Origin of the sequence: Aliiglaciecola sp. NS0011-25 (assembly GCF_040370605.1) — a bacterium.
GTDB classification, from domain to species: Bacteria; Pseudomonadota; Gammaproteobacteria; order Enterobacterales; family Alteromonadaceae; genus Aliiglaciecola; species Aliiglaciecola lipolytica_A.
Genome location: NZ_BAABWR010000009.1, coordinates 34,848 through 57,219 on the forward strand (window position 1 = coordinate 34,848; position 22,372 = coordinate 57,219).

General features: G+C 39.6%; 19 protein-coding genes. 3 read left to right on the plus strand and 16 right to left on the minus strand.

The window, feature by feature from the left end; translation table 11 throughout:
- Positions 1–103 precede the first annotated feature (103 nt).
- Positions 104–1,567, minus strand: a complete 1,464-nt coding sequence (locus ABWV72_RS09345; protein ID WP_216047405.1) for an autotransporter outer membrane beta-barrel domain-containing protein — start codon at positions 1,565–1,567, stop codon at positions 104–106.
- Positions 1,568–1,597: 30 nt separating this feature from the next.
- Complete coding sequence (locus tag ABWV72_RS09350; RefSeq protein WP_342807758.1) at positions 1,598–2,089, minus strand: curlin subunit CsgB; 492 nt, start codon at positions 2,087–2,089, stop codon at positions 1,598–1,600.
- A gap of 435 nt (positions 2,090–2,524) precedes the next feature.
- Between ABWV72_RS09350 and ABWV72_RS09355 the strand changes: the two genes are divergently transcribed.
- Positions 2,525–5,026: a S8 family serine peptidase gene (locus ABWV72_RS09355; RefSeq protein ID WP_216047403.1), complete on the plus strand. Its 2,502-nt coding sequence runs from the start codon at positions 2,525–2,527 to the stop codon at positions 5,024–5,026.
- A gap of 91 nt (positions 5,027–5,117) precedes the next feature.
- Here ABWV72_RS09355 and ABWV72_RS09360 read toward each other — a convergent pair whose 3' ends face one another.
- The 11 genes from ABWV72_RS09360 to ABWV72_RS09410 all read right to left on the minus strand — a co-directional run bounded on the left by ABWV72_RS09360 (position 5,118) and on the right by ABWV72_RS09410 (position 18,022).
- Positions 5,118–5,882: a sulfite exporter TauE/SafE family protein gene (locus ABWV72_RS09360; RefSeq protein ID WP_303499652.1), complete on the minus strand. Its 765-nt coding sequence runs from the start codon at positions 5,880–5,882 to the stop codon at positions 5,118–5,120.
- 73 nt (positions 5,883–5,955) lie between these two features.
- Positions 5,956–6,942, minus strand: coding sequence for an aldo/keto reductase (locus ABWV72_RS09365; protein WP_216047401.1), 987 nt, complete (start codon positions 6,940–6,942; stop codon positions 5,956–5,958).
- A gap of 209 nt (positions 6,943–7,151) precedes the next feature.
- Positions 7,152–7,787, minus strand: coding sequence for a glutathione S-transferase family protein (locus tag ABWV72_RS09370; protein WP_303499653.1), 636 nt, complete (start codon positions 7,785–7,787; stop codon positions 7,152–7,154).
- Positions 7,788–7,986: 199 nt separating this feature from the next.
- Complete coding sequence (locus tag ABWV72_RS09375) at positions 7,987–8,817, minus strand: prephenate dehydratase (protein ID WP_216047399.1); 831 nt, start codon at positions 8,815–8,817, stop codon at positions 7,987–7,989.
- A gap of 141 nt (positions 8,818–8,958) precedes the next feature.
- Positions 8,959–10,974 carry an extracellular solute-binding protein gene (locus ABWV72_RS09380; RefSeq protein ID WP_353370190.1) on the minus strand — a complete coding sequence of 672 codons (2,016 nt, stop codon included), beginning with the start codon at positions 10,972–10,974 and terminating at the stop codon, positions 8,959–8,961.
- Between the two features lie 109 nt (positions 10,975–11,083).
- On the minus strand, positions 11,084–12,256 hold the full coding sequence (locus ABWV72_RS09385) for a mechanosensitive ion channel family protein (protein ID WP_353370192.1): 1,173 nt from the start codon (positions 12,254–12,256) through the stop codon (positions 11,084–11,086).
- Between the two features lie 213 nt (positions 12,257–12,469).
- Positions 12,470–14,428 carry a response regulator gene (locus ABWV72_RS09390; protein ID WP_353370194.1) on the minus strand — a complete coding sequence of 653 codons (1,959 nt, stop codon included), beginning with the start codon at positions 14,426–14,428 and terminating at the stop codon, positions 12,470–12,472.
- Between the two features lie 22 nt (positions 14,429–14,450).
- Positions 14,451–14,909 (minus strand): response regulator, encoded by a 459-nt coding sequence (locus ABWV72_RS09395; protein WP_353370196.1) that lies wholly within the window; start codon positions 14,907–14,909, stop codon positions 14,451–14,453.
- 28 nt (positions 14,910–14,937) lie between these two features.
- Positions 14,938–16,410 (minus strand): sensor histidine kinase, encoded by a 1,473-nt coding sequence (locus ABWV72_RS09400; protein WP_353370198.1) that lies wholly within the window; start codon positions 16,408–16,410, stop codon positions 14,938–14,940.
- A gap of 41 nt (positions 16,411–16,451) precedes the next feature.
- Positions 16,452–16,679: a histidine kinase gene (locus ABWV72_RS09405; RefSeq protein WP_216047394.1), complete on the minus strand. Its 228-nt coding sequence runs from the start codon at positions 16,677–16,679 to the stop codon at positions 16,452–16,454.
- A gap of 17 nt (positions 16,680–16,696) precedes the next feature.
- Positions 16,697–18,022 carry a sigma-54-dependent transcriptional regulator gene (locus tag ABWV72_RS09410; RefSeq protein WP_353370201.1) on the minus strand — a complete coding sequence of 442 codons (1,326 nt, stop codon included), beginning with the start codon at positions 18,020–18,022 and terminating at the stop codon, positions 16,697–16,699.
- A 656-nt stretch (positions 18,023–18,678) separates the two neighbouring features.
- Here ABWV72_RS09410 and ABWV72_RS09415 point away from each other — a divergent pair.
- Together ABWV72_RS09415 and ABWV72_RS09420 are read left to right on the plus strand one after the other, a co-directional pair.
- Positions 18,679–19,698 (plus strand): response regulator, encoded by a 1,020-nt coding sequence (locus tag ABWV72_RS09415; RefSeq protein ID WP_342807750.1) that lies wholly within the window; start codon positions 18,679–18,681, stop codon positions 19,696–19,698.
- The gene (locus ABWV72_RS09420; protein ID WP_216047391.1) at positions 19,688–20,662 is read left to right on the plus strand and encodes a diguanylate cyclase; all 975 of its coding nucleotides are present in this window, start codon (positions 19,688–19,690) and stop codon (positions 20,660–20,662) included. Before ABWV72_RS09415 ends, ABWV72_RS09420 begins: the two co-directional genes overlap by 11 nt.
- 47 nt (positions 20,663–20,709) lie before the next feature.
- On the opposite strand, the gene ABWV72_RS09425 is transcribed toward ABWV72_RS09420, so the two are convergent.
- Genes ABWV72_RS09425 through ABWV72_RS09435 form a run of 3 tightly spaced genes read right to left on the minus strand, consistent with a single transcriptional unit; the run spans position 20,710 to position 22,313 of the window.
- Positions 20,710–21,384, minus strand: coding sequence for an RluA family pseudouridine synthase (locus ABWV72_RS09425; RefSeq protein WP_353370204.1), 675 nt, complete (start codon positions 21,382–21,384; stop codon positions 20,710–20,712).
- Between the two features lie 25 nt (positions 21,385–21,409).
- Positions 21,410–21,814: a YacL family protein gene (locus ABWV72_RS09430; protein ID WP_252728884.1), complete on the minus strand. Its 405-nt coding sequence runs from the start codon at positions 21,812–21,814 to the stop codon at positions 21,410–21,412.
- Positions 21,786–22,313 carry a YgjP-like metallopeptidase domain-containing protein gene (locus tag ABWV72_RS09435; RefSeq protein WP_216047389.1) on the minus strand — a complete coding sequence of 176 codons (528 nt, stop codon included), beginning with the start codon at positions 22,311–22,313 and terminating at the stop codon, positions 21,786–21,788. The genes ABWV72_RS09430 and ABWV72_RS09435 overlap by 29 nt, the downstream gene beginning before the upstream one ends.
- Between the last annotated feature and the right edge of the window lie 59 nt (positions 22,314–22,372).

Consider the following 22,372-nt stretch of genomic DNA (forward strand, 5'->3'; position numbering starts at 1 on the left):
GTGTTACCACGTTTTTATTTATCAACTGTATTTGTATAGAAAAACCAGCGTAATTTAGCGCATAACAGTAGGGGGAATTATCCCCCTATTGTTAGTCTAACTATTACAGCTGAGTAATTGAGGCAACATTATAATCACCTACTTGACTGACGGAAATACTACCTCCCGTACCACTCATACTGCCAGTTACCAGGTTATCATTACCGACTTGAGAAATAGACAGACTCATACCGTCACCAGTAATTGTCATAGCCAATGCTTCCTCACCAACGATCCAGTTGTCATTACCCTCTTGTAATATATCAATAGAATTGTCAGAACCATCAATCAGTAAATCCAACACGTTTAGATCACCAGATTGGGCAACATCTAATGTATTTAAATGACTATCATTGCTGCCACCGAGACGAATTACCGCATCATTTTGATTACCCATTTGTTCAGCATTGATTGTGTTTGCGTCTGCGTAATAACCACTCACTCCATCTTCGCCAACACCAGCTTCGGCTAACAGCGTATTTTCATCACCTTGCTGCGAAATAGAAACTTCATTGTCGAAACCGTCGAAGTTAACTGTGCTGGCAAGGTTAAGATCACCATTTTGGAACACCGAAAAGTCATTAGATCCGCCTATAGAACCTGTGTAACCAATATTTCCATAACCAATTTGAGTAATCTCGTAATCGCTGCTGTCTCCAAGATTATCTATATTCGCTTCATTAAGGGTACCCATTTGAGTGATTTCTGCACTTGAACCATCACCTTCAAATATACCCAATTCAGCATAGTTATCATCACCTGATTGTTCAAAATCTATAGTATTGTCGTCACCATAAACATAGCCGTAGATACGGTTATAATCACCATCAGATTCTAGTCTAACGTCATTGTCATTACCTGTGATTTCAGCGATATCGGCAACGTTATAATAACCGCCTTGATATACCTCAACTTCGTTTCCGTCCCCTACAAGGGTTCTAATATATGATTCTTGCCAATCTTCAGTTTGAGTAATTTCAACTTCGTTATCAAAACCTGTTATAGAGTTATTCGCCCAGTTACCACCATCGCCTTGGTCAACAACTAAAAGGTTACCATCACCTGTAATATCATTAATTGAACGATTGAAAATAAAACCAAAGGGACCACCATCGCCCATTTGCGAAATTTCTACTTCATTGAAACTTCCTTCGATAACGATTTCAGCGTCATTCTCAATGCCATTTTGATATAGTTCTACGGCATTTTCATCTCCGGTGATTACACCGTAAATGATATTACCGTCACCAAATTGTTCAGCGTCGACCATGTTTGCATCACCCACTATGGTGACATCAAGGCCATTAAAGTCGCCTTCTTGCATTAACAAAGCTTCATTACCCACTGCATTACCAACAGGGGCTGATTGGGTTAAATTAATGACATTACCGACGGCCGCAATCATGAAATCAGATTGCACGGAAGGGTTATCATCTTTAATTGCGGTTTGTGCATTAGCAATGCTAACTTGCCCAGCTAGTACTGCTAAAATAATAGAACTGGCTACTGTCGTTTTTCTAAACTTCATTTTATTCTCCATGAGTAATTGCAAACACCTTTACTTCTTATATTGGGTAATGTTTACAACCATATCGTTACCAATTTGATGAACAATGAAACTTTGCTCACCTAATTGGTTTATATTTGCCAAATTAAAATCACCTTGTTGCACAACTTCTAGCAAGTTTTCATCACCGCTTTGCACTAAATCAACGTAGTTTCCAACGCCTATTTGTGTGATGTCAGCATAGTTGCCATTACCATGCTGTGTAACATTTATGAGATTTGAAGAATTGGCAGCCTGAATTATATGTGTTGTGTTGTGTACGCCGTATTGGTCAATCACTAACATGCTTTGCGATGCGTTGGAATTGACGGTACGAGCAAGACTTAAAGTCAGAGGAGAGTCTATTAGGTCTAGAGAGTCTTGTTGTGAAAAGCACGCAAAGGATGAAATGAATAAAGCGCTTCCTAAAAACACAGATCCCAAATTTTTGAGGGAGTGAACACTCCATTGTCTGTGATTCTTATTGATAGGGCTTCCAATCATCTATTACTACTCCTTTAACACTACAATTTCGGCTCTGAAACCTGCGATTGACTTTAAACCCAACTCACTACTCAGTGCTATAGCCCTAAAGTTGTATTTATATTTACTTTAAAATTCAAATAGTTAGATGCATTCCAAACTTGACCAAATCAGCCTGTTAGCACTTTAGTGCTAGTAAAATGCATAAGCTTTAAATTGGCAGGTGACAGTTACCTTTTTGAAACTAACCCTTTAGTACTAGTATTATAAAATCGCCCAATATTCTTACCAAAAAAGTTGTATTTTTACCGTTTTTGATGGAAAAGCCATATTGAATAGCGTTAATGTGACTGAGTTGTGTAAATGTAAGACTCATTGTTTTGTTGTTTGGAGAATCTGTAACCGTCGCTTAGCCAATAGCTAAGTTTGTTTGTGTTTATTTAGGATTCTTTAATTATGAAAGCCAAACTTTCTGCGATCACACTGGCGCTGCTACCAGCGCTGGCTGCTACAAATGTGCATGCTGCAAATAGCCATGCATATAAATCAGATTCAGTAATTGTTGTCTATAAAGACGGCGTTTCTGCGAGCCAAAAGAAATCGGCAAGAGCCGGAGTTGCTGCACGTATAACAGATTTAAACAGAGATGAAATTGACGACCGTTTTTCTCATCTAATGAATGGTCGAATAGCGAAATTAAAACTAGCCGGTAAATCAGTTAAATCCGCACTCGAAACACTTAGGGCTAACCCAGCCGTTTTATACGCTGAACCAAACTACATTATAAGTAAAGCCGCACTTATTCCAGACGATCCCGACTTTGGTTCATTGTGGGGATTAAATAATACCGGACAAAGCGGCGGCATAGAAGATGCTGATATCGATGCCCCTGAGGCTTGGGATATTACCACCGGAGATAGTAGTATCGTAATCGGTGTTATTGATACTGGTGTTGATTATTTACATGAAGATCTAACCGATAATATGTGGATGAATCCGGGCGAAATCGCCGATGATGGTATCGATAACGACGGCAATGGCTATGTCGACGATATATATGGTATTGATACGGTTAATGGCGATTCTGATCCTATGGATGATCAAGGACATGGTTCACACGTATCAGGAACCATTGGTGCAACCGGTAATAATGGTGTTGGTGTAGTTGGTGTTAACCACGAAGTGTCAATTGCTGGATGTAAATTCCTTGCTGCAGACGGATTTGGTGAAACCGCAGGTGCGATCGAGTGTATCGATTATTTTGTTTCTCTTAAAGATGCAGGTGTAAACGTACGTGCACTTAACAATAGTTGGGGCGGCGGTCCTTTCAGCCAAGCATTAAAAGATTCAATTACAGCCGCAGGTGATGCCGACATTTTATTTGTGGCCGCGGCGGGTAACGATGGTACAGACAATGATATCACCCCACACTACCCTTCGAATTATGATAACGATAATATTCTAGCAGTGGCAAGTGTTAACCGTACAGATGGCGATTCTGGCTATTCTTATGGTTTAACTTCCGTTGATATGGCCGCGCCAGGCAGTGCAATTTTATCCACTACACCAGGTAATGGATATTCCAGTTATTCAGGCACATCAATGGCCACGCCACATGTTGCCGGAGCTGCTGCATTAGTGTGGTCTTTAAATCCTGATTTAACGGCCCTTGAAATGAAAGAGTTGTTAATGACCACTGGTGACGATAATGCAGTCATGCAAGGACGAACCGTAACAGGCAAGCGCCTCAATGTTCACCAAGCACTATTAGATGCAGATCCTACTCCAGGCTTTAAATTTAGTGTCAGCCCAGTGAATCTAGAAATCACCGCAGGCGAAAGTGCAATATATACTTTCGAAGTCGGTAGTATTTCTGATTGGGAAGGCGAAGTTAGCCTATCTCTTACTGATACTTCCGGTTTAGGTGTGTTATCGGCTACCACTGTTGAACCAGGTGACACCTTCACCCTCACAGTTGACACCTTAGACGATACTCCTTATGGCGATTATGAATTTACGGTAACTGGTACCAGTGGCGACATTGTTAAAGAGAAAACCTTAGGTTTATTTGTATTCCCTCAAGGCCTAAACGATTTCGTATACAGTAATAACACTTCCATACCAACTCTTCCTAACGAAGAAGATCCAGATGATATTGGTATTGATTCTGTTATAACTATTGCAGATCCATTGACAGTGTTTGGCACCAGTACGTTTGTGAATATCAGCCACACCTATAGAGGAGATTTAGTCCTAACACTCACCTCGCCTGCAGGAACATCTACTGTATTGACTGCCAATACCGGCGGCAGTGAAGATGACATTGTAGAGAGCTTCGAATCTAGTGCATTTGATGGTGAAGTAGCTACTGGTGACTGGACCTTGAATGTCTTAGACATTTATAACGGCGACAACGGCACACTTAACAGTTGGGAATTAACCATTACTGGTGTCGGAGAAGTTGCAATAGCGCCACCAGTTGCAGCCTTCAGTTATGAATCCGATGGTTTACAAGCGACCTTTACAAATGAAAGTACTGATGTAAATAATGACATCGTAAGCTACCTTTGGGACTTTGGTGATGGCAGCACATCGGTAGATGTAAATCCTGTCCACATATTCCCAGCAACGGGCAGTTATGAGGTTTCGTTGACGACTACTGACTCAGAAGGTCAATCCGATACGGTAGTGCAATCTGTAGCTGTTTCCAGTGTTGATATCGAGTTAGAAGTAGATAGATCTTATATGTCACGCTTCGGGAATTTGCGTATCGACCTGTCTTACACTGGTTCTAGCGCAGATATGGTAGATGTCTATCGAAATGGTGTGCTATTAGAAACGGTAGAGAATACCGGTGTGTATCGTGACAGAGAACGTAGAGTCTCAGGCACTACCTTTGTTTACATGATCTGTGATGAAACCACGGCATGTTCTGAAGAGGTCACGGTTTCGTTTTAACCATTAATTGAGTCAACTATAAGCCCCGTTTTTGGGGCTTTTTTACATATGTAGATTAATAAAGCAGGGTAATTTACCCACCTTAACAAACCTAAAGGTCCTGAAGTATACTCATCCCAGCTTGCCAAATTAGCTGGACAGACATAAGCGTGAGGACTATTTTAAAAATGAACTTGAAGCGTTCTGCTGGGAGCCTTTTAAGCAGTTTGATACCAAGCCAAGTCCCAATTGTTCCACTCAAGACCATGGCAATAATTAATGGAAGCCAATCCCAAAAAGCGAACCCTATCGCTCCAAACACCAACGCTTTAAGACAGTGTTGAAATGTCATACAGGTTGAAAATGTTGCTGTAAAACGCAGTTTGTCATAATTATTCATGTACATGTAACTGCCGACTAGTGGACCACTTGCGCCAACAAACATCGACAAAAACGTTGTTACAATCCCGGCAATTATTCTTCCTAATGTTGAAGTCTCTTTGATCGTCGGAGTGGTTGCCCACAATAAATATATGACAAATACCCCTAACAATAACTTCATTAATGTTAGCGGTAATTGGGTGACCACAAATGAAGCTGAAAAAGCGCCTATAACTGCACCTAACGAAAAATAAAGCAGCATTTTTCGGTCAAGATGTCGGTAGGTTAATATTGCTCTATTAGCATTTGAGCCGAGTTGCACTAAACCATGAACCGGTATGACGGCAGACATCGGCATAATAGCCGCCATCACTACTAACAAAAAAAGCCCCCCACCCGCACCAAAACCGGCGGTGACAAACGAAGTAAAACCCGCGACTATTATTAGTAGTACGCAAAGTGTGGGCGTTAAAAAATCGTTAGCAATAAAATCCATATGTTATTTCACCACAATGAATACCATGAAGATGGATTACTAAACTAATTAATCTGCGCTGCATGAATTAATGTTAAAACTCTTCAGTATCAATTTCTAATTGCGTCGCAACCGGATAACGGCCACCAGCAATCTTACTTGGTTCAAAAATCTTCTCTAGTTTAATTAGCTCTTCTGGTGTTAGGACGATTTTAGAGGCTCGCATATTTTCCTTTAAATGAGCTATTTGTGTAGTGCCTGGAATGGGCAACACATGTGGTCCTTGGTGCAATAACCAGGCGAGACTTAATTGCGATAGAGTGCATTCATGTTCTTCAGCGATAGTCCGTAATTGCTCAAGTAGATTCAAATTTTTCGATAAGTTTTCTGATTGAAAACGAGGCATGTTTTTTCGAATATCATTGTCTAAAAAACCACTCGAATCGGTAATATCACCACTTAAAAATCCTCGCGCTAAAGGTGAAAATGCCACAAAGGCCGTTCCTAATTCTAAACAGGTTTCTAAACAGGCTATTTCAGGGTTGCGGGTCCACAATGAGTATTCGGCTTGTAGCGCTGAAATAGGATGTTCTGCATGGGCTTTTCTTAGGGTGACGGCTGATACTTCAGACAAACCAATCCCTTTTATTTTACCTTCGGTAACTAAACGAGAAAGTTCTCCAACACTTTCTTCAATGGGAATACTTTTATCCCAGCGGTGCAAATAGTATAAATCCAACACATCAGTTTGCAGACTTAAAAGAGACTGCTCAATAGTTTCCCTTATTGCTTTAGGGCTACCATCAATTATTCGCTTGCCATTGATTCCCCGCATACCACATTTACTGGCCAAGAAAATTCGTTCACGATGAGGTTTAAGCACCTTACCTACCAGCTTTTCATTATTGCCAAAACCGTAGAGAGCTGCGGTATCAAAATGAGTAACTCCTAGCTCTAGGGCTTTTTCTAATAATCCTATAGCTTCAGTTTCCGCTGGCGGAGTCCCATATGCATGACTTAAATTCATGCACCCTAAACCAATTTCAGATACCCAAGTCCCTACTATACTTCGTTGTTTCATATACCCGTTTTAACTCCATATAATTTCTGTATTTAGTCGATTTCCTCAATTAAACAACAGATAATTTCGACTCACCACCAAACCAAGAATACCTTGATGCAGCAAACTTCATACGATATCAACAGATAGACGAAATGATGTTGAATTTGAGCAACTCTTAAACGTTTGCCAGTAGTGATTAAATGTAAAATATCCCAGTCTAGTTTGCTTTAAAAATTAGCAAGCTTCTCTTTGTTTAAGGCATTTATAACAGAGTCGCGTTTAAGCATTTTTTCGGTGTGATGGGCTAAATTGGGTAAAGTTGCTAAGCTAAACTCGCAGCGCTGCAACCTTGAAATAATCCAAAAGATATAGGCATCCACCGCACTCCATTGTTCTCCATACCACCAATTTCCTGCCGCTAATCTTTGCTCTACCCAAGCCAATGAATCCATTAGCGCCTCAAGCGCTTTTGCTTTCACGCTCGGCATGCCGTTTTCATCTGCAAAAAATGCGGGGATACAAAATCGAGTGACCAACGGATGTATAGTGGATGAACAAAAACATAGATCGGATATTTGTTGATATTCTGCTAAGCCAGAATCCACCTTAGGCAACAGATTAGCTTCAGGGAATCGTTCGCTAATATATTTTATAATCATTGGATTTTCAGTCAAAACCTGACTTTCAACGGCCAGAGCTGGGACTTTTGATTTTGGATTGATTTGCTTAAATTCCGCTGATTTGTGCTCTGCTTTCATTAAGTTCACCCAATGAATATCGTATTTTGCCTTCGCCTCTTCTAACAAAATCAAAGACACTCTCGAGCAACTTCCTGGCATCGCAAATAACGTTATCTCAGACATATATTACCTATGTTAATCAGACTTAGAATTGCAATTATCAGATGATGATAATTACACGCATTTAATTGCCCCGCAGTTATTGTGAAATGGCTGTGTATGTAATAGATATTTACCAGCCTCTTGGCAATAAAACATGACCAAACATACCTATAATCTAAACTGCTTGGTAACCCCTCAAAACCAGGTCTATAACAAAGCGTCAACTCAGACTTTTCGCCTTTTTGTAAGAACCAAGCAATTTGAGATTGTTGGTTTTACCGATTTCAGATAGTGCCTCGGCAACAATCGGATCATCAATATTACCGTCGAAATCAATAAAAAAATGGTACTTACCAAATGTTTTCCGTGTGGGACGAGAAATTATTGAGGTTAGATTGATATTTCGTTTAGAAAACGAAAGTAAAACTTCCCCCAAATATCCGGGATGATCATGGTCATCAAGGACGATCAGGCTGGTTTTATCGGCTTCTTCTGGTGTAGGTTGTACCGTTTTTGACATGACTAGAAATCGGGTTTGATTATTTTTATAGTCGTTAACTTCCTCAACCACCAATGGAAAATCACTTTTGCGGTAAGAGGTTGATGGAACAATAGCCGCACTCGGTATTTCTGAGTCTTTAAATCGATTTAACGATTCAATATTACTATCTGTGGTGACAATTTTTGCATTGCTAAGCCCATCTAAAAACTCAAAACATTGTCCACGAGCAACAAACTGCACGTACAATTGTTGAATGTCAGATAACGCATTAGCATTACTGATCATAGAAAACTTGATGGGCAGTATAATCTCGCTGACCACATGTAAGTCAGCAGCAATGAGTTCATCAAGAACAAGTGCGATAAAGCCTTCCGAAAAGTTTTCGATGGGAATAATACCAATATCACAGCTATTACCGATTTCTGCGAGCGTACCCACAATCGTTGGAAAATACTCCACTTGATAGATATCAGATTGATTGGCGGTATAAATACCTGTGGCCATGTCACAGAATGTGCCTGGAGGGCCTAAAGTCGCTATTTTTTTCATAACATCTTGTTCTTAATACAAGAAACCGATTGTACACGTTCCGGATACGTCGCAACAGTAGCTGATAAACTTTTAGCTGCCGAATAGGCGATTTAAGCAGGAAATTTTAGTGAAGGAATCTCATCTAAGTTGTATTTAGGATTAATAGTAACCCGATATCCGCATTTGTTTATCAACCAAGTCTTGACTTTGTTTTAACGCAGACTCTACTGTAAGTTCTTTTTTCAACGCTTTTTCTAGCAACATACCAACTTGATCTCCCATTGATGTAAATTCAGCAATAGGTACAAATTGTACTCCCAAATAAGGACTGGGCTGGAACGTAGAATGATACAAATCGATGTTATTGATGGTGTCAATTACGACAGGCGCAAAGGGTGCAGCTTGCAAATATTCAGGTTTTTTATATATTGACTTGCGAGTCCCTTGGGGGATGGATTGCCAACCATATTTTGCAGCGACTAACTGAATGTATTCGGCCGAAGTGGCCCACTGTGCAAACTTAAGGGCCGCATCCTTATTTGACGAAGAACTTGGTATTGCTAACGACCACGTCCATAACCAATTAGAACCATTCTTATATTTAGCTATGGGAGCATTGGCCATTTGGATATTTTGGCTAAACGTCGACTGAGTCGAATTAACCAAAGAACTCGCGGCAATTGAGGCATCAACCCAAATAGCACATTTTCCTTTTAGGAATAAATCTAGGTTTTCAATATAATTATTTTCCACAGCATTGGGGGGACCAAATTTGGCAAGCAAATCCACATACATAGAAACTGCGTTGTGCCACTCTTTCGATTCAATTTGAGGACGCCAATTTAAGTCAAACCAACTACCTCCATAGCTATTTACCATAGTAGTGATCAATGCCAGATTTGAACCCCAACCACCTTTACCTCGCAGACAAATACCGTAAATACCTTTTTCAGGTGCATTTAGTTTATTGGCAAATTCATATATTTGATTAAACGTAGGCTGTTTTGGCATAACAATATCAGCTTGTTTAAATAAGTCTGAACGGTAATAGGTTACCGAGGACTCAGCATAAAAAGGCAGGGCAAAAAGTTGTTTGTCTACAGAGACATCGTTTTTCACACTATCAACTATGTCGTCTAAACCATATTCTTCAGGCAATGAATCGATCGGCGCAATCCAGCCATTTTTTGCCCAGATGGGTATTTCATAAGAACCAATGGTCATAACATCAAACTGCCCTGCAGAAATAGCTAGATCAGTTAACAACCTCTTGCGTAACACACCTTCATCTAACACTTTCCATTCAAGTTGCACATCAGGATTATCCAACTCGAAATGAGAAGAAAGGTCTTTTAAAATCAGCATGTCAGCATTATTCACCGTACCTATCACTAATTTTTGATTTTGAAGCTCCTTATCTATCTCTTTAGGCGAAGACGAAAAACCATGCTTGGCCAAAATATTGGCAAATCGACCATCAGCAATCATCGATGCTAAACCTTGATTAAATAAATTCACCCACCTCTGTGCATTCGAATTACTTTTTGTAAAGGCTATATGAAACTCTTTGTCTACAAGTGGAGGGTAAACAAATTCTAATTTTCCAATCATATGAGGACGGTGCGACACGATTAGATGACCAGCGCTGTATTTATCGATTAGCGCAAAATCAATGCGTCGGGCGAACAACTTATCAATATTGATTAAATTATTTGAGACGTATTGCTTACTTAGAAAATGAGTTTGGTCAACCAAGTGTTCAGAAGCGCTTCCGCGAACCAAACCAAAATAGTATTTACTCAAGCCTTGCAATGTTTCATTGACACTATTATTTTTATCAATCACAACAGAAGTTGCAGTATCTTTGCGTTTTAAAAGGCCAATGACATCCCCTGGGAAAGGAGCAGAATATAAAAAAGTCTGAGAAAGAGTATCACTGAAATAAACCGGCAAAATTCCATCGACCTTGCCTTCAGCAGCAAGTTTCTGAGCCCTCGCTGCAGGATAATAAACAAACTCAACATGAACGTCTTTTCTTGCGAATGCTTCAGTAACAATTTGATGCACGTAGCCTTGATTGGGTAAGTTTATTCCAAGGTAAGGTTCGTGTTCTTGTGCAGCTAGCAATAATAGTTCTTTAGCTCCTGCCACGCTCATAAAGAATAGACACAACACACAGCTGACCTTAAAAATCTTAAGATACAAAAAGGAAAGATATGTACGTTGCATGCTCTTCAATTAGGATGACTCCTTTTATCCATCAGCACAAAATTTAATATTCAATTTAAAGTATATTTTGTCCCTGTTCCGGGTCCCTTGCCGAATTAGCCTGTTCACGAATAGTATCTGCATCACTACTCAAATCATCTATATGTTCTGTCCCTTGCTCTTCGCTTTCTATTCTAGTTGATAGAGATTGATTATCCAATTTACTTTCCTGTTTTTTCAAACGCTTATTGGTTTTTTGGCCACTCTGCTGGCTTTCTTGAGATTCGCAAATCACCTGCTCTGCGCCGATTAATTTAACACCTTCAGGAAAAATAACTTCTCGTGCATCATCGGGCATACTAATACCCGCTTTTTCAAACTCACTTAATATGGTTCTCATCAATAACGACGATACTTTTAACAAACTGTGTTGATGCGTATTAATCCAAAAATACACTTTAAGGTTAATTGTTGAAGAGGCTAGATTATCCACTAAAACTTGGGGTTCGGGATCATCTAACACTGCTTCGGTGATTTGCAACACTGTCATTGCTAACTTTTGCGCATCTACAACACTTGAATCATAACCAACACCAATAACAAAGTTGCCTCGTGAATTAGGGTTAGCACTCACATTTCTTATGACATTTTTATAAACTGTCGAATTGGGTATTTGAATATGATCTCCGTCAAAATCTAATAGTGTGGTTGCTCTAGCGGTTACCTGTTTTACCACTCCAATTCGGTTATCAACTTCAATAATATCGCCTATTTTAAATGGCTTTTGAATACTCAATAACAAACTAGAAATAAAGTTTTCAGCGATATCTTTAAATGCAAAACCGATGATTAAACCAACCACCCCTGTGCCACTTAAAATTGCCACAGCGAATTCACTCAAACCTGCGAAACGCAGAAAGATATAAGTTCCCAACAGAATAATAAGTAATTGAAAAATTCGACGAATGACTACTCTGATAAGTAAACTAGAACTCATGTATGAAAGAGGCTTGAGCATTAACTCTGAGATATAACGAGACGAGAGATAGAAAACGATAAAAATTGCCAAACCAAAAATCACCGAGGGCAATCCTTGCAGGAATTCTAGCCAATAGGACTGAATTTCATCCCAGATAACATTTGATTCTTCTACGATTGTTGGAGGTGGACCAAGATCGCTTTGCGCGTGGAGCTGTGGACACACTACAGCGAATAAGAATAAAGCCCTGTAAGCCCATATTTTTAGCATAAAAAATTCACACCCCATTAAAAAATGAACTCAAATAGGACTCTACACTACGTCCTTCTCGTGTGTATGAACAACATATTCAATACCGATAAGCCATGGTTTTAAAAAGCACTAATTGTTGTTGTCAGTAAAAGCACGAGCTAAATAGCGATAAGTTTTCCTAAATATATCAATTCTACTCACTTATTGAGCAAATCAATCAGTTACAAAAAGCTAAGAAAATACACTTTGCAGCTGTTGTAGACTAATTGGCTTGAGCAATGAATTGCTTATACCGTGACTCCTTAACTCTTCAGCACTGACTTCTTCGCCACTGATAATAATGAGATCACAATTAGGCTGAATTCGACTAATTTCTGTCGCTAAATTTAGGCCATTGCCATCAGGCAGATTTTTATCCAGTAGAATATGACTGTATAACTCATTCTGCGCGATCAGTTTTAAACAGGTTTCACAGGAACTGGCACTCTGCGCATTGATGCCAAGACTATCAAGCAAAAGCACGATTAATTCAGCAGAATCTGCATCATCTTCTACCACTAATACTGTTGATAACGTCTGCTTTGAACTTGATGTTAGATTAGCGATTTCAGTTTTTAATTTAGTCCCTTGCGCATTGTGCTTCAAATATTTAGCAATCGATTGATACAGTAAACTTTGATCGATCGGCTTACCAATAATGTTGTCAAAGCCCAACGCGGTAAGTTCGATGTCTACGCCTTTCATATTGGCCGCAGTTAATGCTAATACAGGCTTGGAAAAACCGTAATTTCGTATTTCAACAATCGCTTTACGTCCATCAATGACTGGCATATGAATGTCCATTACCACTAAATCAAACGCGCTGTCAGGCTGTTTAATAGCCTCTAAAGCCTGACTTCCATCTGCTGCGAAAAACACTTCTAAGCCAAATGAGCGACACATTTCACCGACTAACTGTCTTATATCAAGCAAATCATCGACAATGAGTATTTTCCCGCGCAGTGGTGCATATTGTTCAGTGGCCACTAAATCAGAGACTTTCACGTTTAAAGGCTTAAGGTTTTCCCTAAACTGTTTAGGAAGCTTTAGACTAACGGTAAATTCACTGCCCTTACCCAATTCTGAAGTAACATTTATCTCGCCTTCCATCCGTCTAATTAATTCGGTGGCAATCGCGAGACCCAGCCCAGCTCCCTGCTCTCTTTTTAGCGTTACATCTTCGAGTTGCTGAAAAGGAATAAAAATAACGTCGATTTCACTCTCAGCAATACCAATACCGGTATCACACACTATGAATCGAATTTGTTCAGGATGCTCAGGATCAAAATCAACGGTAAGGGATACCTCTCCAGAATCAGTAAATTTAATCCCATTGAACAATAAATTGATGATGACTTGGCGAAGACGAGTCGGATCAGCATTTATGAATTCAGGCACTTGAGGTGACGAATAAAATTTAAGACTCAACCCTTTTTCATTGGCTGGCATTTGCATTAGCGTCAATATGTCACCAACAAAACTGCTTAGCATCACATCTGAAGGTTTTAGTTGCAGTTTTCCTGCCGCGATTTTCGATAAATCAAGAATGTCATTAAGTAGACTAAGTAAGTGCTGCCCATTATTTAGAATTGTTGATAATTCTTTTTGTGCATCTTTGGCTTTGTCACCGTTTAATAACAGTTCGGTATAGCCCAAAATAGAAGTCAGTGGGGTTCGCAATTCATGGCTCAAATGGGCTATAAACCTGTCTTTAGAACGACTTTCAATCTCAGCGTCTAAACTTTGCTGCCGTGCTTTTTCAATCTCACCTCGAGAAATCGCATAGCGGATCGCTCGAGTAAATCTAGCGTTGGTTATATCTCCCTTAACTAAAAAATCAGCGGCCCCCGCTTTCAATGCTAATCTGTCGAGATCGTCATCCGACTGTCCAGTTAGCATGATAATCGGAACATGAGATCCTAGTGCTTGGGCCTTATCTAAAACGTCGATACCTGTATAGGCACCAAGATGATAGTCGAGTAAACAAATCTCATGATCATTACGTTTTAATTGCTCTAATGCATCTTCTAAGTTTGTCACCCAATCGATCTCGAATCGATGACGGTCGAGTTTTTCCAATTGATCGTGCGTTAGAATATAATCATCTTCGTCATCTTCCACGATCAAAATTCGCGCTGATTTCACATCCATATTAATCAATCACCTTGGTCAATTACTCTTTGTTCTCGGGTAATTCTACAATTTCGACCCAATATTTTCCGAGTGCCTTCATTACTTCCACTAGACCTTCAAAATTAACCGGTTTAGTGATGTAAGAAGCAGCCCCTAAACCATATCCTTTGATTTTGTCTTCTTCTTCTTTAGAAGTCGTTAAAATAACCACAGGAATACTTCTTAAATCTGGATCAGCTTTGATTTCTGCCAGCGCCTCGCGACCATCTTTGCGAGGCATGTTCAAGTCGAGCAGAATTAAACCGGGTCGAGGGTAGATCTCCTTATCAGCATATTTCCCCACGCGCTTTAAGTAGTGCATTAACTCTACGCCGTCTTCCACACACTTAAGACTATTCAACACTCGACTTTCGTTCAAAGCATCTTGTGCTAACAATCGGTCATCATCATCGTCATCTGCCATTAAGATTATTAATGACTTTTTATTTGAATAAGGCATTTACTTCCTTTCTTATTTATTTCTTAAATTAAATTTTGTTAAGTACAGCATCGGTAGGTAATTTAATCACAAAAGTCGACCCTTTACCCAATTCACTGGTCGCAGAGATAGTCCCGCCATGTCGCTCAACAATGCGTCGACATACCGCTAGACCTATCCCTGTTCCTTTATATTCATTTCGCCCATGTAATCGCTGAAATGGAACAAATATTTTTTCTGCAAATTCGTTTTCAAAACCCACACCGTTGTCGCTTAAAATAAAGACATGCATATCGCCACTGGATTTACCATCAACGCCTGCACTCTGTTCAAGTTGGTATTGCAACTCAATCACCGGCGCAACATCTGGTTTTCTAAACTTAATCGCATTTGACAATAAATTTAAAAACAACTGGTTCATTTGACTGGAATCACCTTTTATAACAGGTAATTCAGAGACGATAAGCTGGGTTTTACTCTCTTCAATGGCGATTTCCAAATCACTTTCAATCGCCGAAATTACAGTCGACATTTCGACATCAGTAAAATCTTTACCTCGGGTGGATACCCGAGAAAACTCGAGTAAATCGCTAATTAAATTAGACATACGCTCAGCCGCATTCTTCATGCGATTTAGATAGTCCGCCCCTTTTTCTCCGAGTTGCTCAGAATAATCGGAATGCAGCCTATCGCCAAAGGCACGAATTTTACGTAATGGCTCTTGTAAATCATGAGAAGCGACAAAAGCGAAATCTTCCAGCTCCCTATTGCTGCGAGCAAGCTCTTCTGAATAAACCGTTAACTTTTCAGTTCGCTCATCCACTTTCAGCGCGAGGTTTTGATTTTGTTTTTCCAATGAATTTCTGAATTTTTCTTCACTTACCAAATTTAATCTAGCTAACACAATTAAACCGAGTAGCAATAATGCGCTGGTAATAGCGGAAGTAAAGAAAGTAAACACAGATTCTTTTTCAGAGCGGTTTAATTTACTGTACAAAAAATTTCGATAAGTCAGTTCATTGTCAATTACTTGCGAAAATAATTGATCTAGATCTTTGGTCAATTCGTTACCCTCACCTCCCTTGACCAGCCGAATTGCCGAACGCTCTTTATCCGCTTGGGCAAGCAAAACGGTCTTCTCCATTTCTTCCATTTTCATTTCAGTAAGCCTAATTATTTCGTCGATCAAGGCTCTTTGACCCACAATTTCAACTTCAACTACACGAACTTTTTCAATCTGATCAGACAGTTGTTTTACTGAATTAATATAAGGTGCAAGGTATTCTTCAATTTCGGTTAATAGATATCCCCGTTGACTGCTTTCAGCGGCAAGTATCATCAGATGTAACTCATCAAGCACTAAAATAACATTACCTGTATTAGTCAAACTTTCTTGGACTTTAGCCAGGTCTTTGGTAGTTTTCACCGCTAAATAAGCGTTAACACTGATTACCCCCAATACAATGATAGTGACGGTAAACCAGGTAAAAACAGTATTGCCAAATAAACGTCGTTGTTTCATATATTCTCACTCTATGACTAAACTAAGGTGAAACAACGACGTTATTCGCCAATGTTTTTATGGGAATTACTTATTGCTTGGAGCTTGTCGCTACAGTCTTGACAAGCAGTAATAATTTTATTCAATGCATCAAGTGCTTTATCACGCGGTAAATCATTCTCTAGTACTAATTTGACTAACTCGGCATTCATTGAAATCCGGTTTAAAGGACCTCTCGCGTCATGAATCATGGTTCGGATATCGAGATTTTCATTACTTGTTATCGTCATTGAAATTCCTATTACTATTACTCTTCAAAATCACCGTAGGCGTGAAGACGGTTATAAAGCGTTTTTGTGCTGATTCCGAGCATTTCGGCAGCAAGGGTTTTACTACCATTAACCTTTTCAAGGGTCGCCCGTATCAATTCTTTTTCAACATTTTCGATAGTTTGCCCTGCTGAAATTTGATTCGACGCTTTTTTATTAGAAGCGAACGGTGAAGCAAAGCTGCTCGGTATATCAATATTTGATGACTCAGGATCACTCATAATGAAAGCCCGATGCACGGCGTGGCGAAGTTCTCTTACATTACCTGGCCAATCATATTCTGATAATCGTTTTAATTGAGCTTCATTCCAAGCAAAAGATGTTCCATTTTCCGCATTAAGCTCTTCAAGAAACGCTTGCGCTAACAAAGGGATGTCTTCTTTTCGCTCTCGTAGGGTGGGAATATCAATTGGGAACACAGCTAAGCGGAAATAGATGTCTTCCCGTAATACTTTGCTTTCAGCCAATTCACTAATATTTCTATTGGTCGCGGAAACCACTCGACAATTGACGTCGATTTCTTTAGTGCCTCCCAATCGCGTTACTCGTTTAGATTCTAAAACCCGCAATAAGTTGGGCTGCATATCAATAGGCATTTCAGTGACTTCATCTAGAAAAAGCGTGCCATTTTCCGCTCGCTCAAACACCCCCTCTTTACGTCCAACGGCGCCGGTAAACGCACCTTTTTCGTGACCAAATAATTCACTACCGATCAGTTCTTTAGATAAAGCCCCACAGTTGGTAGCCACTAAGGGCCCCTCGCAATCACTAGCTGAATGGATGGCTTGAGCGACTACTTCTTTACCTACACCACTTTCTCCCATCAACATAACGTTGGCATTAGTTTTAGCCACTCTCTCAATCATTAAATACAGCTCTTTCATTATTGCTGATTCACCGATCAAGCAACCGAAGTGCAAAGAATTGTTTTGTTTTTTAGCTGTTTTTTTAGTTTTGCGATTCAACACTTGTTCGATGTCTTCACGCTGTAATGGCTTAACTAGATAATTAACATTAGGGCCGCATAAGCCTGCCAACATACCTTTTACCGAAGGGTGTCCAGTAATTAAAGTGATAAAGGTTTGCTTTGTGCTGTTTAAGTTCAATTCGTCAATTAAGTGTAGTCCGCTGCCGTCAGGCAACATAAAGTCTAGTAAAATATGATCAAAATGTTGATGCTCAAGCCATTGTCTGGCTTCTTTTAAAGAGCCAGCTACAGATACTTCATGGCCCAGAAATTCAATAATTTGATAGGCAACATCTGTAAACTCGCTATCATCATCAACCAATAATACTTTTAACACGTCATCGTCCTTTAAAAATCAGTATGTTGAAACAACATAAATTTGTTACGAAGTTGAGAAACATCACTTAACTATTTGCAATTCTTATTCTTATTGTTCCTGAACTCGTTTTTTCAATCTTCAGAATATGCTTCCATTTTTAGTTCATAATAGCCGGATTGACCATTAACCTTGCATTTTTTAGTACCAACCTATCATCAAAAAATTAAACGACATCATTGTTTTAGTAACGTTTTATCGACGAATAAGTGTCCACTCAAAGCTCACTAAGCCAAATAATTCGTGCAAATTTTTCACACTATTGAAAATTTTACTCATGACAGATTCACTTTGAATAAGTAATCTCAGTCAAATTAACACGCCCCTAGGATATTAGACTTTAGACACCACCGAACTATTAACACTAACTGGCTTAGCCTATCCGTCTTGGTGCGCAAGTTGCAATGCTCAATTTGTAAAGCGCATAAAAATGATGGTTTCGATTTCTAGCATTCCACAGCCAAATTAAACCCATTGCGAAAATAATCCGAAGTTTCAGTCTATCACGTTGATTAGGTCAATCACATGTAGATTGCAGTCGACAGGCTCACTAGCCACTTACGATTAAAATTTCGTACAACCGTCTCTTGACACATAAAGATAAGGTGTATTTATAGGTGAAAAGATTAGCTGGAATATCCATTCTGATAGCAGACGATAATGCGCTGACGTTGGAAGCTTTAAAACGTCTACTCGAGCTGTCAGGTGCAACCGTATTGGCGGTTGAAAATGGAGAACAAGTGCTAACACAACTGCACATCAGTCCCAATAGGTTTGACGTGCTTTTAATTGATATCAATATGCCTGTGATGGACGGTTTAACCGCCACCAAAAAAATTCGACAAGACCGTCGATTCGATGAGCTACCGATTATTGCCGCGACCGCCGATCACTTACCTGAAGATCAATTGAATTATTACCAAATAGGTATGAACGGGCACCTAGCTAAGCCCATTAGTTTGCACAAGTTATGTGAGGCTATTCTGGCGGTTTTGGATAAGCAACCTACTGATCTGGATAAAGCTGTGACTTGCCCTGGTTCTTTGTCTGACATTGAACTAAAACAGCAAGTGCTCGAGCGCTTTGGTCATAATCAAGAGTTAGTGGTAAATTTAATACCACTGTACGCGCAAGAATTTATTCAACAATTCGATGTGCTAAAAAGCACTAAAGATATTAACCAAATAGGTACAGCTCTGCATGCCTTAAAAGGAATATCTGGCACAATAGGAGCAAATGATGTTTACAATTACGTGAATACATTTCATGAGTCAGTGAAAAAGAATCAACTGCACGATGCTCAACTAGCGAAGATGTTAGAAACGCTTCCTAAACTCCATGCTTCCAATCTACAGCGCTTGCAGAATTTGTTCGTACCCACTGAAAACAATCTGCCTTCACAAGAAACTCGCGAGTCCAAATTGCAACCTCAGCAACGTAAAAAGATCATTCAGTTTTTACAGCAAAATGATCTCACTATCATTCAATATGTTGATAAATTGCAACAGCAGTACCCCAACGAAAATGAGTTAATAACAGTCAAGAAATATATAGACCAGTTAAAATTTGAACCCGCATTAAACTTCTTACTAAATCAATCAGGCCATGGTCAACAGGGTAAAACTAATGACAAATAAACAGGTAGGTTTTGGCAACATTTCAAATCGAACACCGATAATGCTGATAGCCGATGATCAGCCTCTTGTGGTCAGACAGATTTACGAAGTATTTCAAAATGACTTCCATATTTTTATGGCAAGTGATGGGGTTAAGTGCGTTGAAATGGCAAATGAATTGCTCCCAGATATAATTTTGCTTGATATCAATATGCCGCACTTGGATGGCTTTCAGGCCTGTGAAAAAATTAAGGAAAATGTGCTAACTTCACACATTCCGGTCATTTTTATCACCTCTAATATTGATGAAGCCGACGAAGTTAGAGGTTTTGAGGTAGGCGGAGTAGACTTTATCCGCAAACCCATAAATACCACCATTACTTGGGCCAGAGTACAGAGTCACGCGCAGCTAAAACGTCAATCGGATCTGTTACGCAGACTGGCTTTAATAGACGGTTTAACTGGGGTAAGCAATCGTTATCAATTCGATGAGCAGTTAACAACTGACTGGTTATCTTGTGCTCGGGAGCAAACGCCACTAGCACTGCTGATGATAGATGCAGATAACTTCAAACATTTGAATGACAGCTATGGTCACCAGGCCGGAGACAAATTTTTGAAAATATTGGCGCAAAAAATAACCTCCTGTGCACATCGCCCCGATGACTTAGTCGCGCGATATGGCGGAGAGGAGTTCGCTTGTATTCTTCCCAATACAGATCATGCTGGTGCATTAAAAGTGGCCGAAGATATTCGCAAGCTTGTTGAAAAAACGGCCATGTCGTTACGCAAAGATGAAGATAAAAAAATAGCCGTAAAAACCACAGTCAGTATCGGTATGCACTGCTTAATACCGAATAGAAACGATAAACCAACAATTTTAATTAAAAGTGCTGACCAGGCTCTTTATCGAGCAAAGGCACTAGGCAAAAACCAAGTCTGCGTATTCGATAATAGGGTAGCGGAATTCGCTTCAACGAAATAAGTAAAGGACAGCCCCTGACTACGAAAAATTAGAAAACATGGTTGGATTTAAAATGGTGCTGGGCATATCCCCTGTACTTTTTTACCTGTTGTCGGATGTTCAAACTCTATGCTTTCAGCATGTAACATTAGTCTGTTAGCAGCTTTGTAACTGTCACAAGTACCGTATAAATCACAACCTAAAATGGGGTGCGCAAGATATTCACTGTGAATCCGTAGTTGATGGGTTCTGCCCGTTTGAGGACGATAACGAACACGAGTTGCGTAAGGACTGTTTAGTCGTTCCAGAACACTGTAATTAGTCACCGCTTCTTTACCGTGAATAGAACAGATTTTGACTTTAGGAAACAGGTTTGGATCCTTGGCTATAGGTTGACTAATTTGGCCAGTATTCTGATTAAGGTGGCCTTGGAGTAAACTAATATAGGATTTTTGCACAGTACGCATTTGAAATTGCTTAGCCAGATGGGAATTAGCTTGTTTATTCAAAGCAACTACCATAATACCGGATGTACCTAGATCCAAGCGGTGAACCATAGTGGCCGAACTAAACTCTTGAACTGAACGAAAATGGACCGAATCGTAATTCAGCGGGTTTTTACCCGATAACGAAAGCAAACCACTGGGTTTATTAATCAACAAAATAGACGCATCTTGATAAAGTATGTTTATCTTTTCTAGGCATTTTGGTGCCACAAAAGTATCGACGATGATATTATTCACAGCCTATACCTTGACTAAAGATGATTTACTTTTCATCAACAAAGTCACGCCACGAACGCAATACTTGGGTGAAATCTTCTAATCCACAACCAGATATGGATTCTTGATCATATAACTCAGTTCCCTCCGGCAGCTCATCAGGTCCATCCATATCCAAATCTTTTGATCTAACTTCTACTTCGTAATAATCGATTCGCAGATTGATCTCTTTACCGGCTAGCACATACTCCTTAATCTGACGCTTTTCTAATCTGTCGATTGCAACAAAAATGTCCTCTATTTTATGCTGGCTTGTTCCCAGTTCTTCAGAAAACCACCGGGAAAAGGCTTCATGTCCCATTTCAAATTGGGCCACTGGAATACCTTGCAGATTACGTATAAATTGATAGTTCATGGATACCTTATGGAAGGTTTTGCGGCGGGTTAACATAAACCTCACCTTTTTGTTCAAGATGCGTCAAATAAACTCGCACATCAAATTCGATTTGGTGGTAATTGGGCAACATATGGCAACAAAGTTGATAAAAAGCTTTGTTATGTTCTTTTTGCTTCAAATGCGCTAATTCATGTACCACTATCATGTTGAGAAATTCAGTCGGGGTATGCTTAAATAACGTACTGATTCGAATTTCATTTTTACTTTTAAGCTTTCCCCCTTGTACACGGGAAACAAAACTGTGCAAACCTAGGGCGTTATCAACCACATGAATCTTCTTATCAAACACTACCTTACTCAGAGGTTGTGATTTCTTAAGATATTGATTTTTTAATGCGATGACATATTCACGCAAAGCATTATCGTTAGGTATGCTATGCACTAGCGGATATTTTTTCAGCAGATAGTCAGTTAAACGATTTGAGTCTAACAATTCGGTAATTTGCTGTTGTAAGTCAAGAGAATAAGCCGATAAATATTTAAGAGACGACACAGCACCACATTCGTAAAGCAAAGATTGACAAGTTTACCCCGCCTGAAATCGATAGTCAT